The 15,861-nt window shown below is 60.9% G+C and carries 15 protein-coding genes; 7 read left to right on the top strand and 8 right to left on the bottom strand.

Going from position 1 to position 15,861, the window contains the following annotated elements; all coding sequences use genetic code 11:
- Positions 1-92: 92 nt before the first annotated feature.
- Together BMY98_RS10175 and BMY98_RS10170 are read right to left on the bottom strand one after the other, a co-directional pair.
- Positions 93-1,676: a rhodanese-related sulfurtransferase gene (locus BMY98_RS10175; protein ID WP_074888212.1), complete on the bottom strand. Its 1,584-nt coding sequence runs from the start codon at positions 1,674-1,676 to the stop codon at positions 93-95.
- Complete coding sequence (locus tag BMY98_RS10170) at positions 1,673-2,281, bottom strand: cysteine dioxygenase family protein (RefSeq protein WP_074888209.1); 609 nt, start codon at positions 2,279-2,281, stop codon at positions 1,673-1,675. The genes BMY98_RS10175 and BMY98_RS10170 overlap by 4 nt, the downstream gene beginning before the upstream one ends.
- A gap of 200 nt (positions 2,282-2,481) precedes the next feature.
- Between BMY98_RS10170 and BMY98_RS10165 the strand changes: the two genes are divergently transcribed.
- Positions 2,482-3,387 (top strand): LysR family transcriptional regulator, encoded by a 906-nt coding sequence (locus tag BMY98_RS10165; protein WP_074888206.1) that lies wholly within the window; start codon positions 2,482-2,484, stop codon positions 3,385-3,387.
- Between the two features lie 104 nt (positions 3,388-3,491).
- Here the strand turns inward: BMY98_RS10165 and BMY98_RS10160 are convergent, their stop codons facing one another.
- Complete coding sequence (locus tag BMY98_RS10160) at positions 3,492-4,409, bottom strand: LysR family transcriptional regulator (protein WP_074888204.1); 918 nt, start codon at positions 4,407-4,409, stop codon at positions 3,492-3,494.
- 124 nt (positions 4,410-4,533) lie between these two features.
- On the opposite strand from BMY98_RS10160, the gene BMY98_RS10155 reads away from it, so the two are divergent.
- The 6 genes from BMY98_RS10155 to BMY98_RS27800 all read left to right on the top strand — a co-directional run bounded on the left by BMY98_RS10155 (position 4,534) and on the right by BMY98_RS27800 (position 10,512).
- On the top strand, positions 4,534-5,292 hold the full coding sequence (locus BMY98_RS10155) for a 5-oxoprolinase subunit PxpA (RefSeq protein WP_074888202.1): 759 nt from the start codon (positions 4,534-4,536) through the stop codon (positions 5,290-5,292).
- A 94-nt stretch (positions 5,293-5,386) separates the two neighbouring features.
- Entirely contained in the window at positions 5,387-5,632 is a 246-nt protein-coding gene (locus BMY98_RS10150; protein ID WP_074888199.1) for an acetyl-CoA carboxylase, read from the top strand.
- A 9-nt stretch (positions 5,633-5,641) separates the two neighbouring features.
- Positions 5,642-7,015, top strand: a complete 1,374-nt coding sequence (locus BMY98_RS10145; protein ID WP_074888196.1) for an acetyl-CoA carboxylase biotin carboxylase subunit — start codon at positions 5,642-5,644, stop codon at positions 7,013-7,015.
- The gene (locus BMY98_RS10140; RefSeq protein WP_074888194.1) at positions 7,012-7,884 is read left to right on the top strand and encodes a 5-oxoprolinase subunit B family protein; all 873 of its coding nucleotides are present in this window, start codon (positions 7,012-7,014) and stop codon (positions 7,882-7,884) included. The genes BMY98_RS10145 and BMY98_RS10140 overlap by 4 nt, the downstream gene beginning before the upstream one ends.
- A complete protein-coding gene (locus BMY98_RS10135) occupies positions 7,881-8,855 on the top strand; it encodes a 5-oxoprolinase subunit C family protein (protein WP_074888191.1) in 975 nt (324 codons plus the stop codon). Before BMY98_RS10140 ends, BMY98_RS10135 begins: the two co-directional genes overlap by 4 nt.
- Before the next feature lie 199 nt (positions 8,856-9,054).
- On the top strand, positions 9,055-10,512 hold the full coding sequence (locus BMY98_RS27800; protein ID WP_083398760.1) for a calcium-binding protein: 1,458 nt from the start codon (positions 9,055-9,057) through the stop codon (positions 10,510-10,512).
- Between the two features lie 152 nt (positions 10,513-10,664).
- Here BMY98_RS27800 and BMY98_RS10125 read toward each other — a convergent pair whose 3' ends face one another.
- From BMY98_RS10125 to BMY98_RS10110, 5 genes are all read right to left on the bottom strand, one after another.
- Positions 10,665-11,753, bottom strand: a complete 1,089-nt coding sequence (locus BMY98_RS10125) for an LLM class flavin-dependent oxidoreductase (RefSeq protein ID WP_074888185.1) — start codon at positions 11,751-11,753, stop codon at positions 10,665-10,667.
- A 110-nt stretch (positions 11,754-11,863) separates the two neighbouring features.
- Positions 11,864-11,998: a hypothetical protein gene (locus BMY98_RS27795; protein WP_281248164.1), complete on the bottom strand. Its 135-nt coding sequence runs from the start codon at positions 11,996-11,998 to the stop codon at positions 11,864-11,866.
- A 400-nt stretch (positions 11,999-12,398) separates the two neighbouring features.
- The gene (locus BMY98_RS10120; RefSeq protein WP_074888183.1) at positions 12,399-12,809 is read right to left on the bottom strand and encodes a PA2817 family protein; all 411 of its coding nucleotides are present in this window, start codon (positions 12,807-12,809) and stop codon (positions 12,399-12,401) included.
- Between the two features lie 64 nt (positions 12,810-12,873).
- Positions 12,874-13,077: a helix-turn-helix domain-containing protein gene (locus tag BMY98_RS10115; RefSeq protein ID WP_074888180.1), complete on the bottom strand. Its 204-nt coding sequence runs from the start codon at positions 13,075-13,077 to the stop codon at positions 12,874-12,876.
- 198 nt (positions 13,078-13,275) lie between these two features.
- Positions 13,276-15,720: an acyl-CoA dehydrogenase gene (locus BMY98_RS10110; protein ID WP_074888176.1), complete on the bottom strand. Its 2,445-nt coding sequence runs from the start codon at positions 15,718-15,720 to the stop codon at positions 13,276-13,278.
- Positions 15,721-15,861 lie beyond the last annotated feature (141 nt).

The following is a 15,861-nucleotide window of genomic DNA, read 5'->3' as shown; positions in this document are numbered from 1 at the left end:
CTTGCCCGCGAACTGCGACCTGTCTGTGTCATAGCTGGCAGCTGACACACCGCCATCGCGGGCAAGCGCGCTCCTACACGAATGGGCGCGGCTTAAATCACATAAAACCCATGGGTCCCGTCGCGGCCGAGTTGCTCGACCAACCCATACTCCCAATCCAGATACGCCTGCATCGCCTCGCGCGGCGCATCGGTGCCTTCATAGGGCCGGCGATAGCGGTCAATGCGCGGCGAGGCCAGATGGCTTTCGCCGTGCTCAAGCTCGAACCCCGCCGCCACCCAGCTGGCTGTGCCGTCCTTCAGCACAAACACCGGCTTGCCGGTCAGGGCTTCGACCTCCGACACGGCAAGGCGCGCGAGTTTGCTGCTGCCGCAGGTCAGCACGTAACGCTCGGCAACCGGGATGTTGTTCTGCAGTGCCTTGGCAAGGTCGGCACGCAGCATCCACCACGCGCCCGGAATATGCTGCTTGACGTAGTGGGCGCTGGCAGTGAAATCCAGCACCGCCACGCCGCCCTGCTGGCGCCACTCGCGCAGCGTTTCGGCGCTGATCTCTTCGACCTTCGGCGCGGGTGGAATGGGCGCGTTCCAGCCACCCTTTTCGCTGAAATCCTCAGGACGCAAGTCGTCCACCACAAACACCTCCCAGCCTAGCTGCGCCAGCCACGAAGCAGACATGTTGGCGCGCACGCCATCGTCGTCGAGCAAAACAATTCGTGCGCCGCGCACGCTGGCGTAATGATCAGTCTCCTGGACCAGCTGGCCGCCCGGCGTCGAACGGGCACCCGGCATATGGCCGGCTTCGAATTCCTCCGGCGTGCGCACATCAAACAGGTATGTCGTGCGCGTCGTTTCTGCCTGCCAGACCGTCAAGTCCGCACGGCTGCCGCGTTTCACTCGCGCCTTATCCGCCACGTTGCGCGCATCCGCCCGAGCGACTTCCCGGGTCGCTTCACTGACCTGCGGGAAGCGCCGGGATTGCCCGTGATCCAGCGTCTGCCCGGCCAACAGCCAGCCGATCGTGCCATTGCGCAGGGCGGAAATCGCGTTGGGCAGGCCGGCATTCACCAGCGACTGAGTGCCAATGATGCTGCGGGTACGGCCGGCGCAGTTGACGATGATCCGGGTGTCGGGATCGGGCGCCAACTCCCGCGCCCGCAGCACCAGTTCGGCCCCGGGCACGCTGACGCCAGTGGGAATGCTCATGGTCTGGTATTCATCGAACCGCCGCGCATCCAGCACCACCACGTCAGCCTTGGCGTCGAGCAATTGCTTGACCTCTTCGGCGGCCAACGACGGCGTGTGGCGATGGTGCTCCACCAGTTCGCCGAACGCCTTGCTCGGCACATTGACGTCGATGAACAGCTCGCCGCCAGCGTCGCGCCAGCCCTGCAATCGGCCTTCAAGCAGTTTGACGTCGCTGTAACCCAGGTCCTGAAAACGCTCCAAAGCGCGTTCGGCCAGGCCCTCGCCGTTGTCATAAACCGTCACGGCGGCGTCGCGACGGGGGATGCGCGCGAGCACTTCCAGCTCCAGCTTCGACAACGGAATGTTGGCGGCGAACAGTGGATGAGCTTCGGCGAACGGGGCTTCTTCGCGGACATCGACCAACGCGACTTCTTCATGGGCGAGCAGGGCGCGGCGGATGTCGGCGTAGGAACGGGTGGGATTGCTCATTGGGCTTGGTTCTCTTTGGACAGATCCCAGATGTTCGGGAGAAAGGCGTTGGAATAGCCGGAGATGAACAGCTTTTCACTGCCATCAGGCTGATAAACGGCGCGCTTCACGGCGCCGATGTTGGCGCCGTAGACGTGAATACTGATCGACACCTGGTCGTCGAACGCATTGCTGACCTGATGAATGTCGTTGCTGCACGGCGACAAGGCCTCGACATGACCGGGCTCCAGGCGGATCGCCGGGCCTTCCTGCTCCAGTCGGCCATCGGCGCTGCGGGCGAACCCCTGGGAATACTCGGCGCCGCGCAGCATGCCGATCAAGCCCCAGACGCGGTGGTCATGAATCGGCGTGCTCTGGCCAGGCCCCCACACAAAGCTGACGACCGAAAACCGCTGCCGTGAGTCGGCGTGCAACAGAAACTGTTGATAGCGCGTCGGATCGGGAACGGCGAACTCATCCGGCAGCCAGTCGTCATCACTGACCAGTTGCCCCAGTAGCTTGCCACCCCGGGAAAGCAGGTCCCCTTCCGCCGGGTTGCTGTCGATCAGCTCGGCCAGCGCGCCGATAAAGGCCCTGAAGCGTTCAGGGTGACGGATGTGGGTCATGTGGGCTCCGGGCAAGGAAGGATGCCCAATATAAGCATAATGCAGCCGGCTAATATGCTATTTATTGATGATTAGGTTATAACCAAACTGTAGCTGATAACCGCTTCACAGGGTGCCGTCCGTTGTTGCGCTATCCAGAGCCTACGATAGCCATTATGATTTTTGCCTATCTTGTTTCCTTTATTCCATGTGCGATCCGAATGAAAATTGATGACATCGATGCGTTCGTAGCAGTCATTCGCTGCCAGTCGATCAGCCATGCCGCTGAGTCCCTTGACCTGACACAGCCGGCCATCACGCGGCGGGTTCAGAATTTCGAGCAGGCGCTGGGCGTTGAATTGTTCGACCGTAATACCAAGCCGCTCAAGCCGACCCCCATGGGCACGCAGGTCTATCAGAAGTGTCTGGCGATCCTGCGGGAAATGGACTCACTGCGCGAACTCGTCGCCAGCGACACGCCACCCAGCGGATTGCTCAGGCTGGGCGTGCCGCAAACCATCGGTGATGTCGTGTTGCTGGATGCGCTGAAACACCTGCGCGGGCAATTTCCCGACCTGCGCGCGCAAGTGATCACCGGCTGGGGCAGCCAGCTGATCGGCAAAATCGAGAACGGCGAACTGGACGCGGCTGCGGCGCTGTTCCCGGCGGGCAAGATCTTCCCTGAAGGCATCGTCGGTGAGTCCATCGGCAAAATGGAGTTGGTGGTGGTGTGCGCCAAGAGCGCGCTGCCGAAAAAGCCGGTGAAACTGGCGGACTGTTACGGGCTGGGCTGGGTGCTCAACCCTGACGGCTGCGGTTTCCGCGCCGGGCTGCAACGCACCTTCGCTGATCAGGGGCTGAGCCTGAAGGTCAATCTGGAAACCTTCGGCACCGAACTGCAGTTGGGGCTGGTCGCCGATGGCTTGGGCCTGGGTCTGGTGCCGCGTCCGCTGCTGGAGCGCAGCGTCCACCGCGACTCACTGGAGGCTATGCCCATCAAGGATTTCAAACCAGTGATGGACCTGTGGCTGATCTACCCGCGCTTCCTCGGCAATTTGCAGGCGCCGGTGGCGTCCTTCGGCAGCGTGGTGGCGGAATCGCTGAAGCAGGATCGGGATGCGGCTTGAGGCTTGAGGGCTTTCACGTGGCGGTCAACGGGCTGGCCGATACACCGTCTCAGAGCCAAGGGAAGTTCACGCCATAGCCAAGGGTTATCCGCCCACGGCCGGATTCAGCGCCGCGCGGACAGCTGTTGCGGCGCCAGAAATGCATCGTGGAAATAGTTACGAAACGCCTGCATCGCCGGGCTGAATTTGCGCTCCCGGTGCCATGCCAATCCCACACTCATCGGCGTCACCTTGTCGGTGACTGTCAGTGTTTCGATGCGTTTTCCTTCCAGTGACCAGGGGCGGTGCACCAGATCCGAGAGGATTGCCACGCCGCTGCCATTGGCGACCATGCTGCGCACCGCTTCGACTGAACTGGTACGCACCCGCACATTTGGCTGCTGATGCGCATGTTCCCAGTAACGCATGGCGCTTTGTTCGGCTTCGTCGACGGTCAGCAGAATATAGGGTTCTTTTGCGACGTCGGCGAGGCTGACCGCCGAGCGCTCGCACAACGGATGGTGGCTGGGTAGCCATAACCGCCGCTCGGAGTTGAAGAGGGTCTCTGAAACGATGTCCGGGTGAGTGAGGTTGGCGGTGAGCACCACGGCCATATCAAAACGACCTTCCAACAAGCCTTGTTCAATCGCCTGCCGTTCTTGTTCATGGACTTCAATGGCCACGTCCGGATGCCAGTGTTCCAGGCGCTGCAAATGGTGCGGCAGGAAATAACCGATCACCGTGTAGCTCGCCCCCAGGCGCAACACGCCACTGGCGCGGATATTCGGCAATGGGCTGTTCAATGCGTCATCGACGCTGCGCAAAATCACGTAGGCCCGATTTAAAAAGTGCCGCCCCGCGTCGGTCAGATTCATGCCCTGCGCCGAGCGCTGGAACAACAGCGTGCCGAGGATGCCTTCCAGTTCCTTGATCGCCGTGGTCACCGCCGACTGGGAAATATTCAGATGAATCGCGGCTTGAGAGATTTGCCCGATTTCGGCGGTAGCGACGAAATAGCGGACTTGGCGCAGGGTCAGGGACATGAGCACTCCGGGCGGGGAGGTATCTGTTTTTCGGAAGATAGCCTATCTGATAATAGATCTTCCCAAGGGGTTGGGGGAAATCTAACGTGGCCTGCATGAAGTCACAAGGTCGGGAGCAAGCGTCATGCAGGCAGTAGATTTCAATTCGGACATGGGCGAAGGCTTTGGCCCCTGGACCATCGGCGATGGCGTCGACAATGAGTTGATGGGCTTTATCAGCTCGGCCAACATCGCCACCGGTTTTCATGCGGGTGACCCGGGCACCATGCGCCGCACCGTCGAGCAAGCCAAGGGCCGGGGCGTGGCCATCGGCGCGCACCCGGGGTTTCGCGACCTGGTTGGTTTCGGCCGTCGGCACATCAATGCGCCTGCCCAGGAACTGGTCGACGACATGCTCTATCAGTTGGGCGCCCTGCGGGAACTCGCCCGGGTGCAGGGCGTGGCCCTGCAACACATCAAACCCCACGGCGCGCTCTACATGCACCTGGCCCGAGACGAAGAGGCCGCCCGTTTGCTGGTGGAAAACCTCCAGCGCCTGGAGCCGGAGTTGCTCTTGTATTGCATGCCCGATTCGGTGATCTGCCGGGTTGCCACGGAACTCGACCAACCGGTTATCCGCGAGTTCTATGCCGACCGCGAATACGACCTTAGCGGCTCGATCGTCTTCACCCGCAACGTGCGGGCTTACGACCCGGCACAGGTCGCCGCCCGTGTGCTGCGTGCCTGCCAGGAAGGGGTGGTGCGCACCGTCGAGGGCGAAGACCTGGCCATTGAATTCGATTCCATCTGTTTGCACAGCGACACGCCGGGTGCCCTGGCGTTGGTCGAGGCCACGCGTCATGCACTTGATAGCGCGCGCATAAAGGTCCGGGCACCGCGCTGAGACCAAACGAAAACACCTGGCACACAGACGCCAGGGTTGGTCCTCCGATTCACTTTACGCCTGCCTTTCTACAACTATTCCAAGAGGAACAGACATGGCTGAATACACTGTAATCACCCCGTTGCCGGGGACCTTCTACCGCAAAGCAACGCCGGAATCGGCAAACTTCGTGGAGGTCGGCGCGCAAGTCAGCGCCAACACGGTAATCGGCCTGATCGAGGTCATGAAGCAGTTCTCCGAATTGACCGCCGGGACGGCCGGTCGCCTCAGTGCCTTTTTGGTGGAAGACGGTGATCCTGTGGAACCGGGTCAAGTCGTCGCAACCCTCGACGACGCGTGAGGGACGATCATGACCCAAGCCATTCATAAACTGCTGGTCGCCAACCGCGGCGAAATCGCCGTGCGCATCATCCGCGCCGCCAAAGAACTGGGCATTCCCACCGTTGCTGCGTGCAGCGAGGCGGACGTCGATTCCCAAGCCGCGCGGATGGCCGATGAGGTTCACATTCTTGGTCCGGCCCGGGCCGACAAAAGCTATCTGAACGTCGATGCCTTGCTCGGGGCCTTGAAAGCTACTGGCGCCAACGCGGTGCATCCCGGTTACGGCTTTCTGTCGGAGAAAGCCGATTTCGCCGAAGCGGTGGTCTCTGCCGGTGCCATTTTCGTCGGGCCAGGCGCGGAGACGATCCGCCGCATGGGCGATAAAGCCGAGGCACGGCGTACTGCACAAGCCGCTGGCGTGCCGGTGGTGCCGGGTTCGCCGGGTGAACTGTTCGACGTCGGGTCGGCGCTCAAGGCTGCTGAATCCGTTGGCTTCCCGTTGCTGATTAAAGCGTCGGCCGGTGGCGGCGGGCGTGGTATCCGGCTGGCGGAAAACGCCGAGCAGCTGCGCGAAGAATTTCCCCGTTCCCAGCGCGAAGCCCAAGCGGCGTTTGGCAATGGCGCGGTGTATCTGGAGCGGTTTATCAGCCGTGCCCGGCATATTGAAGTGCAGGTGTTGGGCGACGGTCAGCACGCGGTGCATTTGTTTGAGCGCGAGTGTTCGCTGCAACGGCGCCGGCAGAAAATCTTCGAAGAAGCGCCGTCGCCGGTCCTCAGCCAACAGCAACGGGAAATCCTCTGCGAAAGCGCGGTGCGCCTGACCGAGTCTTTGGGCTACAAGGGCGCCGGCACCCTGGAATATCTGTATGACGACGTCACTGGCGAGTTCTTCTTTATCGAGATGAATACGCGGATTCAGGTGGAGCACCCGGTCAGCGAACTGATCACCGGCATCGACCTGGTCCAGGCCATGTTGCGCATCGCTGGCGGCGAACCGCTGGGCTTGAAGCAAAGTGACATCCGACTCAACGGCGCCGCCCTGCAAATGCGCCTGAACGCTGAAGACCCTGCGCGGAATTTCTTCCCGAGCCCAGGCCTGGTCGAGGAGCTGATCTGGCCGAACGGCGAAGGCATTCGCGTCGATACGCATCTGTATCAAGGCTACCGTGTGCCGCCTTACTATGACTCGCTGCTGGCCAAACTGATTATTCACGGTGCGGATCGAGACGAAGCCTTGGCGCGAGCGCGAATGGCCGTGGCGCACACCACCCTCACCGGCATGGCCAACACCCTGGCGTTGCACGGTGAATTGTTGGAACAACCGTGGCTGCACAGTGCCGACTTTAACACCGGCACCCTGGAAACCTGGCTGGCCGAGCGCCGCAGCGGAGGTGAAGCATGAGTACCCCCATCCGCTACAGCTTTGGCGCCGATGAGCACTTGTTTGCCGAAGTCAGCGACAGCATGTCCCTGGACGCATTCTTCAAAGGCCTCGCCGTCACCCGCGCCGTGGAAGGGCTGGCGCTGGATGGCGTACTTGATATCTGCCTGGCCAACGCGTCATTCCAGATCCGTTTCGACCCGGATCGCATCGCCCCTCACACCTTGCTCGAAGCGGTCAAAATCGCCGAGGCCGGCGCTGTTGCCGAGCGCACGCTGCAGACGCGGATTATCGAGATTCCAGTGCTCTACAACGACCCCTGGACCCACGAAACCCTGATGCGTTTTCGCGACCGCCATCAAGACCCGAGTGCAACGGACCTGGAATACGCCGCACGCATAAACGGTCTGGCCGACGTCGAAGCATTCATCGCGGCCCACAGTGGCGCGCCGTGGTTTGTCTCGATGGTGGGCTTCGTTGCCGGCCTGCCATTCATGTTCCAGATGGTCGAGCGCGAGCGTCAGTTGCAGGTGCCCAAGTACCTGCGCCCGCGCACCGACACGCCGAAATTGACCCTTGGTCACGGCGGTTGCTTTGGATGCATTTACTCGGTGCGCGGCGCCGGGGGTTATCAGATGTTTGGTGTTACCCCCGCGCCGATCTACGACCCGCAACAGAACCTCGCGTATCTGAAGGAACACATGGTGTTTTTCCGTCCAGGCGACATCGTGCAGTTCAAACCGATGGACCGTGAAGCGTACGACCACGCGGTGGCCGAAGTGGAAGCCGGTCGCTTTGATCTGCGGATTCGGCCGGTGGAGTTTTCGCTGGACGCGTTCCTCGCCGATCCCGTCGGCTATCCCAAGTCGTTGCAGGAGGTGTTGGCATGATCAAGGTTCTCAAACCCGGCCTCGCCACTTCGGTACAAGACTTGGGCCGCGAAGGGTATTACCACCTGGGCATTCCGCCATCCGGCGCGCTTGATCAATACGCATTGAGCGCGGCCAATCAATTGGTAGGCAACCCGGCAGGTTTGGCGGCGCTGGAATGCACGCTACTCGGGCCTGAGCTGGAGTTTCAGCAGGATGCTTTGGTTGCGGTCAGCGGTGCGCACATGACGCCTCGGGTCGATGGCGTGGAAATGCACCTGGACACCGCGTTCACCGTGAAGGCCGGGCAGGTGCTGAGTTTTGACTTCCCCAGGGCGGGGGCCCGCGCTTATCTGGCGGTGGCCGGTGGCATTGATGTGCCGGTGGTGCTCGGCAGTCGCTCCACCTATGCGCTGGGCGCGCTCGGTGGTTTTCAGGGAAGACGCCTGATTGCAGGTGACCAATTGCCGGTGGGCATCGCCAGTGGCAAGAGCCGCGCAGGGGCCAGTTTGCCCATGGCGTTACGGCAATCGTTGGCTGGCGAAATCACCTTGCGGGTGGTGCCCGGTTTGTACTACCACCGCTTGACCGAGTCGGCGGCGAAGAGCTTTTTCGCCGAGCCCTGGACGGTCGGTTCGGAAGCCGACCGCATCGGCTATCGCTTCAAGGGCGGCAGCGCGCTGAGCTTTCAGCCCCGGGAGCAGCCGTTCGGCGCCGGTTCTGATCCGTCGAACATTGTCGACAGTTGCTACCCGATTGGCTCGATTCAGGTGCCCGCCGGGCTCGAACCCATCGTGCTGCACCGTGACGCAGTGTCCGGTGGCGGCTACGCAATGATTGGCACGGTGATCAGCGCCGATCTCGACTTGATTGGCCAGATGCAACCCAACCAGAAAGCCCGCTTTGTGGCGGTAACCCTCGAAGAGGCGCTGGAAGCGCGACGGTCTTACAAGAAAAAACTCAGCTGCCTGAGCAAGCTGTTCCCTTCCTGATACTGCCGGCCGCTGCCGCGGGCAAGCGCGCTCCGGCAGGATGCTGTGAAAGAGGTGACCGGGCTGGTTTCAGATGAGGCCAGCACAGCCTTTACTCACGGAAAGTCGATACTGGCCACTGCTGGCCCGCGAACCAACTGCCGTTTTGCCTATCACAGCTATCGCCGCCCACTCTGGCGGCAGCTCAGGGAGCGTTTCAATGGCAGATAAACAAAAGGTTTTTTGGTACGGCACTGCGGGTAAGGATGAGTTTTTCAGTACATTCGATCTCAATGTTATCTACGGCGGTGCTGGCGACGATTACATTGAGGGTCGAGGTGACAGCGTACTGATCGGCGGGGCCGGTTCGGACAGTTTCTATGCCTATGGAAACGCCGTACTGCGCTATGCGTCCATCAGCGACAGTAGCGGCTCGCAAGTCGACTATATCGATTATTTCGATAAGGCTGATCGCCTTGACCTGACCGCGCTAGGTATTTCCGGCATTGGTGACGGCACACACGGAACCGTTCAGATCGTCAGCAATACAGATGACGGCTATTACCGGACGATTCTCAGAAGCGACGATGTCGATGAAAACGGCAACCGGTTCGAGCTGCTCCTGAGTGGCGATTACACCCTGACCAACGCCAACTTCCAGCGCCTGATTGCAGGCAGCGATGCGGGCGACAGCGTTGTCGGCACCTCGGCGGGCGCAGAAACCCTGATGGGCTACGAGGGGCGCGATACCTTGTCTGGCCTGGCCGGCGATGATCGTCTGGTAGGCGGCCTGGGCGGCGATACCCTGACTGGCGGCACCGGCGCCGACGAGTTCGTATTCAGTTCCGTGTCCGACAGCATCCGCACTTCGACAGGTTCTGCGCACACTGCCGGTCGGGATCTGATCACTGATTTCAATGCAGCTGAAGGCGATCTCGTGGATCTGTCCAGCCTGGGGTTCAGCGGCTTGGGCAATGGCTTCAATGGCACTCTGAAGGTCGTGGTCAACGGCGCAGGTACGCAGACAGCCTTGAAATCGCTGGAAGCCGATGCTGACGGCAATCAGTTTGAAATTCTGTTCAGCGGTAATCTCAAGGCCGACCTGAATCGCGACACGGTGGATTTCGGTAACACCACCGGGCCCAAGATCGTCAATACGATGACCCGCGATAACATGGATGTGCTGGGCACCGGCGGCAATGACATCCTGGCCGGCGGCGTGGGCGATGATCAGATGGTGAGTTTTCAGGGCAACGACATCATAAACGGTGGCGCTGGTAACGACGTCATGGCCGGTGGCATGGGCAAGGACACACTCACCGGTGGCAGCGGCCTTGACGACTTCGTCTATTACCGCATGACCGACAGCTATCGCACGGCGGACGCCAGTCATTCGGACCTTATCACCGACTTTGAAAGCGGAGACCGTCTGTTCATTCTCGATCTGGGGTTCGACCGCACGGGCGATGGACGAAATGGCACCTTGAAGCTCGACTACAACGAAGACCAGGACAGGACCTACCTGCGCTCCTTTGAAGCCGATGCAGACGGGCGTTTCTTCCAGATTGCACTGAGCGGCAACCACACAAGCGTTCCGGTCCTTTATGACGGCCTTTATCTGGATGAACCGCTGATTTCTATTGTCGGCATCAATCCAGCCGAGCCTGCGCCTGTGTAAACGGTCTTAACGCCTGAAGAGGCGGTGAAGAAAGTGGAAGAGCAGGCCCGGGTGCTCAAAAGCAGCGCAGGGCCTGTCATGACACCGCACTGGAATGCGCTGATTCGCGAATGAAAGCGCCGTTAGCAGGAACCGTGAGCCACAGCCTTTGTTCACGCCACCTTTTCGTTCTTCTCCTGCTCGCGTCGCGCGATCAGTTTGCGCGTCAGCGGGATCAGCTTTTTGCCGTAATCGACCGCATCTTCCAGCGGATCAAAACCGCGAATCAGGAACGTCGTGATCCCCAGATCGTAATAATCCAGCAGCGCCTCGGCGACTTGCTCTGCGGTACCCACCAGCGCCGTGGAATTGCCTTTCGCGCCGAGCAACCCGGCAATGCCGGTCCACAAGCGTTTGTCCAGGCGCGCGCCTTTGGCCGCGGCGTCCAGCAAACGCCGCGAACCTTCATTCGGCGGCTCGCGACGCTCGATCCCTGACGCCTGGGCCAAGGCCTTCGCCCGCTCCAGAATACTGTCTGCACGCGCCCAGGCCTTTTCCTCCGTCTCCGCCAGAATGGGCCGCAACGACAAACTGAAACGCACCGTCCGCCCATGCCTGGCGGCTTCGGCCCGCACCTGTTTGACGATGTCCCTGACTTGCTCGTAGGTCTCGCCCCACAGCGCATAGACATCAGCGTGTTTGCCCGCAACTTCCAGCGCCGCCTGCGAGGCACCCCCGAAATACAGCGGAATGTGAGGCTGCTGCGCTGACTTGACCAGCGAATGAGCGCCCTCGAACCGGTAGTAATCTCCCTGATGATCGAACGGCTTGTCGGCCGTCCATTCCTGGCGCACCACGCCGAGGTACTCGTCCGTGCGGGCGTAGCGCTCATCCTTACCGATGAAACTGCCGTCAGCGCGCAGCTCCTGATCGTCGCCGCCGGTGATGATGTGCACAGCGATACGCCCGCCAGTGAACACATCCAGCGTAGCGAATTGCCGAGCGGCGACGGTGGGTGAGATAAACCCCGGCCGGTGTGCGACGAGAAACTTCAATGTTGTCGTGACGCTGGCCGCGTACGACGCCACGAACGCGCTGTCCGGGCTGTTTGAGTGATAAGCGACCAGTGCCCGGTCAAAGCCGGCCTCTTCATGGGCTCGGGCGACTTTCTCGACATACTCAGGCTGAACGGCCGTCCCGCTGCGAGGATGAATTTCCGATCCAGGCTGGGTAGCGATATAACCGATGAACTCGACGCTCATGACAACTCCTTGTACTGATGGGCCAACCGACGCGAGAGGACACGCGTGGGCAAGTCAGCAACATAGGGGCAAGCGAAGGGTCTGTGAAATTCGATTTGGCGCTAAGCTAATTATAAAAAATATGCATTTAGCTCGGCGGTAAGATCAGGAAATGTTTTGTTGGCTGGATGTTTACGGTAAAGCTCAAGCATGACGCGGAGCGTCACAGGATGCATTCCCACGCAGAGCGCGGGAACGATCTGCATCAAAAGCTTCCCGGCTAAAGCCGGTCCCACGAAGAGCAGCCCGTGCAGTCAGTAGGACCGGGTTCAGACGGGAAGCCTTTGATCTGCCATTGATCTTGATCTTGATCTTCATACGCAGAAGGTCCAGACACCGCAGAACGCGACTTGGGCGCAGGCCGAACGCAGACGATGCGCAGTGGGTCGAGCCGCATGGATGCGGCGAGAGCGCCGTCAGGACATGGATGTCCGTTCGGCGCGGGCCCACGGAGCGTCGTCGGAGTGAGGGTATCCCGACGGAGGAGGGACCTAGCCAGGAGCAAGCACCCTTGGTTACTTGGGGTGCTTTTCCAAGTAACTCGCCGAAGGCGAAACAGTACGCCCCCAGGCGGACGCTCTTGATGTTGATCCGGATAGCTTCAGATCAATGCTTGGACTCAGACTGCGACATCGCCAACAACTGCTTCTCCTGATTCCAGTCAAACGGCTCATCGTTCTCCATCGCCTCAAAGCGACGCTCCTCCAGCGCCGTATACAAATCAATCTCATCGTCCGGCATGAAATGCAGACAATCGCCCGCAAAAAACCACAACAAATCCCGCGGCACCAAATGCGCAATCTGCGGATAACGCTGAATCACCTGACACAACAAATCCTGCCCCAGATACTGACTCTCGATCGGATCAGCCGGCAACAGCGTCAGCAACTCATCGTACCGCTCCAGAAACAGCGCATGACTTTCTTCGGGGACCTGCTCGGCCTCTCCCAGCGCGACCAGGATGCCGCGCAAATGCAACAGCAGATTCATGATGTGGTCGAGATTGGCGTCGGCCATGATGAAGCCCTCAGAGACAAAAACAGGCGCGGGAGTATAGAGGGCCCCGCCGCCTGCGGCTATCTCAATGCCACAACCCGGCCAGATACCGGTGGCCTGCTTCAGTGAGGGCGAGGTGCGCAAAGGTCCGGTCGGGACTGGGCAGACGGGTGACGAAGCCCATCATCAGAAGGGTTTGCAGCGTTTGTGTTGGCTTGCCGCTGGAAAGATCCTCCCCCGAGGCGATTTCGGAGAGCAGGCAGCGATGGGTCAGGCGTTGGTCGATCATGATGCGTCCCCTTGGTGTTTTCTTGTTGTTACCAAGGAGTGTAGGACAATTCGCCAGAGCGGTGTATGTAGACGTAAGTCGTGGGCAGCGCCTGTAGGAGCGCGCTTGCCCGCGAATGTTGCGTGTCAGCTAACGTTTATGGTGCTGACCCACCGCAATCGCGGGCAAGCGCGCTCCTACAGGGTTTGCCTCAATTAATCAGCGGATTTTGCCTTCGGTGGCGACCAGCTCCTCCTTGTCGAAATCATCCACATCAATCACCTTGCGGCGCGCCGCCTCTGCAGCGCGCAAGGTTTCCGCTTCCGCTGCCTGCAAAACGCCCGCGTTGAGCGCGGCGTCGATCAGATGCGCGCCTCCTTCAGGCTTGACCTGACCGCTTTTCACCGCGTGATGAAGTTTGCCGCGAATAGCCTTGGCGCCGCTGAGCAAGTCGCTCGCGTGCTGCAACGCACCGACCGGATCCTCTGAGTCGGTCGGGCGATAGCAACCGGCAAGCACCGATTCCAGCGCCGGGTCGCCTTTGGCGCGACCAAGGATCTCCGCGACCTGGGCATCAAGCCGGTCCGATGGCCCTTTGTGGCGACGGCCGAACGGGAACACGATGACCCGCAGCAGCCCGCCGAGAATCCAGTTCGGGAAATTGCTCAGCAACTCGTCCAGCGCACGCTCCGACTCACCCAGCGCTTCTTCCATGGACCAGCAAAACAGCGGCGCCAGTGCTTCGGGGTAATCCAGATCGTGGTAACGCTTGAGCGCGGCGGACGCCAGGTACATGTGGCTCAGCACATCGCCCAGGCGTGCCGAGAGACGCTCGCGACGTTTCAGTTCGCCGCCCAGCAGCATCATGCTCAGATCAGCCAGCATTGCGAAAGCGGCCGCCTGACGGTTCAGCGCGCGGAAATAACCCTGACTCAGGCGATCGCCCGGCACGCTTTCGAAATGCCCAAGGCCCAGGTTCAACACCAGCGTACTGGCCGCGTTACGCACGGCGAAACCAATGTGCTGCATCAGCAGGCCGTCGAATTCCACCACCGCCCGGTCATGATCCTGACGACCGGCGAGGGCCATTTCCTTCAGCACGAACGGATGGCAACGAATGGCGCCCTGACCAAAGATCATCAAGTTGCGCGAGAGAATGTTCGCGCCTTCCACGGTGATAAAGATCGGCGCGCCCTGCCACGAGCGGCCCAGATAGTTGTTCGGGCCCATGATGATGCCCTTGCCGCCGTGCACGTCCATCGCGTGGGTGATGCACTCGCGGCCGCGCTCGGTCAGGTGGTATTTCAAAATTGCCGACAGCACCGAAGGCTTCTCGCCCAGGTCGACCGCGTTGGCAGTCAGGATGCGTGCGCTGTCCATCAGCCAGGCGTTGCCGCCGATTCGCGCGAGGGATTCCTGAATCCCTTCGAACGCTGCCAGGGGTACGTTGAACTGCTCGCGAACCTGGGTGTACTGGCCGGTGACCAGGCTGGTGAACTTCGCGGCGCCGGTACCGACTGCAGGCAGGGAAATCGAACGCCCGACCGACAGACAATTCATCAGCATCATCCAGCCTTTGCCAAGCATGTCCTGGCCGCCGATGAGGTATTCCAGCGGAATGAACACGTCCTTCCCGGAGTTCGGCCCGTTCATGAACGCCGCGCCCAGTGGCACATGACGACGACCGATCTCGACACCAGCGGTGTCGGTCGGAATCAGCGCCAGGGTAATGCCCAGGTCTACTTCTTCGCCCAGCAGATGCTCAGGGTCGTAGGCCTTGAAGGCGAGGCCGAGGAGGGTAGCCACCGGGCCAAGGGTGATGTAGCGCTTTTCCCAATTCAGGCGCAGGCCGATGACTTCCTCCCCTTCCCACTGGCCCTTGCAGATGATGCCGGTGTCCGGCATCGCCCCTGCGTCGGAGCCAGCCAGCGGGCCGGTCAATGCAAAGCACGGGATCTCGTCGCCACGGGCCAGGCGTGGCAAGTAGTGATTGCGCTGCTCATCGGTGCCGTAATGCAACAGCAGCTCTGCCGGGCCCAGCGAGTTGGGCACCATCACGGTGGAGGCCAGATCGCCGCTGCGGGTCGCCAGCTTCATCGCCACTTGCGAGTGGGCGTAGGCCGAGAACCCCTTGCCGCCGTATTCCTTGGGAATGATCAAAGCAAAGAAGCCGTGCTCTTTTATATGGGCCCACGCTTCTGGCGGCAGGTCCATGGCCTGACCGATTTCCCAGTCGCTGACCATGGCGCAGAGTTCTTCGGTTGGGCCATCAAGGAAGGCCTGCTCTTCGTCGGTCAGCGTGCTCTTAGGGTAGCTGAGCAGGGTGTTCCAGTCCGGTCGGCCGCTGAACAGCTCGCCATCCCACCACACCGTGCCGGCGTCAATGGCGTCGCGTTCGGTAGCGGACATCGGCGGCAGCACTTTCTGAAACCACGAGAACATTGGCGCACTGAAGTGTTTGCGGCGCAGGTCCGGCAGCGCCAGCAGCAACGCGACGCCCAGCCACAACACCCATGGGATGACCATCCAGCCGTGGGCATGGCTGAACGCGCCCATTGCCAGCAGGTACACGGCGACGATGCCCAAAGCGGGGAAGGGCGCAATTCTGCGATGGGCCAGCCAGGCCACGCCAACCACCAACACTACGATCCACAGCAACAACATAAACAGCCCTCCATGATGACGGCGCGATAAGCGCGACCGGCTGCGCAGTCGACCGCTCTGGTCCGCGCATCGATAGTGACCCCGTGCTACCAAGGGAGTTCGGGGGCTGGCCGATGCGCAGGAAGTTGTGGCTTGAACACC

The sequence above is a fragment of the Pseudomonas graminis genome (assembly GCF_900111735.1).
Taxonomy (GTDB): domain Bacteria; phylum Pseudomonadota; class Gammaproteobacteria; order Pseudomonadales; family Pseudomonadaceae; genus Aquipseudomonas; species Aquipseudomonas graminis.
Note: the sequence above shows the minus strand (reverse complement) of the source record. Positions and strands in the feature narration are given on the sequence as shown.

Excerpts from the sequence above, each read along its gene's own strand:
- BMY98_RS10175 (WP_074888212.1), bottom strand. The coding sequence starts at position 1,676 with ATGAGCAATCCCACCCGTTCCTACGCCGACATCCGCCGCGCCCTGCTC.
- BMY98_RS10170 (WP_074888209.1), bottom strand. The coding sequence starts at position 2,281 with ATGACCCACATCCGTCACCCTGAACGCTTCAGGGCCTTTATCGGCGCG.
- BMY98_RS10165 (WP_074888206.1), top strand. The coding sequence starts at position 2,482 with ATGAAAATTGATGACATCGATGCGTTCGTAGCAGTCATTCGCTGCCAG.
- BMY98_RS10160 (WP_074888204.1), bottom strand. The coding sequence starts at position 4,409 with ATGTCCCTGACCCTGCGCCAAGTCCGCTATTTCGTCGCTACCGCCGAA.
- BMY98_RS10155 (WP_074888202.1), top strand. The coding sequence starts at position 4,534 with ATGCAGGCAGTAGATTTCAATTCGGACATGGGCGAAGGCTTTGGCCCC.
- BMY98_RS10150 (WP_074888199.1), top strand. The coding sequence starts at position 5,387 with ATGGCTGAATACACTGTAATCACCCCGTTGCCGGGGACCTTCTACCGC.
- BMY98_RS10145 (WP_074888196.1), top strand. The coding sequence starts at position 5,642 with ATGACCCAAGCCATTCATAAACTGCTGGTCGCCAACCGCGGCGAAATC.
- BMY98_RS10140 (WP_074888194.1), top strand. The coding sequence starts at position 7,012 with ATGAGTACCCCCATCCGCTACAGCTTTGGCGCCGATGAGCACTTGTTT.
- BMY98_RS10135 (WP_074888191.1), top strand. The coding sequence starts at position 7,881 with ATGATCAAGGTTCTCAAACCCGGCCTCGCCACTTCGGTACAAGACTTG.
- BMY98_RS27800 (WP_083398760.1), top strand. The coding sequence starts at position 9,055 with ATGGCAGATAAACAAAAGGTTTTTTGGTACGGCACTGCGGGTAAGGAT.
- BMY98_RS10125 (WP_074888185.1), bottom strand. The coding sequence starts at position 11,753 with ATGAGCGTCGAGTTCATCGGTTATATCGCTACCCAGCCTGGATCGGAA.
- BMY98_RS27795 (WP_281248164.1), bottom strand. The coding sequence starts at position 11,998 with ATGCAGATCGTTCCCGCGCTCTGCGTGGGAATGCATCCTGTGACGCTC.
- BMY98_RS10120 (WP_074888183.1), bottom strand. The coding sequence starts at position 12,809 with ATGGCCGACGCCAATCTCGACCACATCATGAATCTGCTGTTGCATTTG.
- BMY98_RS10115 (WP_074888180.1), bottom strand. The coding sequence starts at position 13,077 with ATGATCGACCAACGCCTGACCCATCGCTGCCTGCTCTCCGAAATCGCC.
- BMY98_RS10110 (WP_074888176.1), bottom strand. The coding sequence starts at position 15,720 with ATGTTGTTGCTGTGGATCGTAGTGTTGGTGGTTGGCGTGGCCTGGCTG.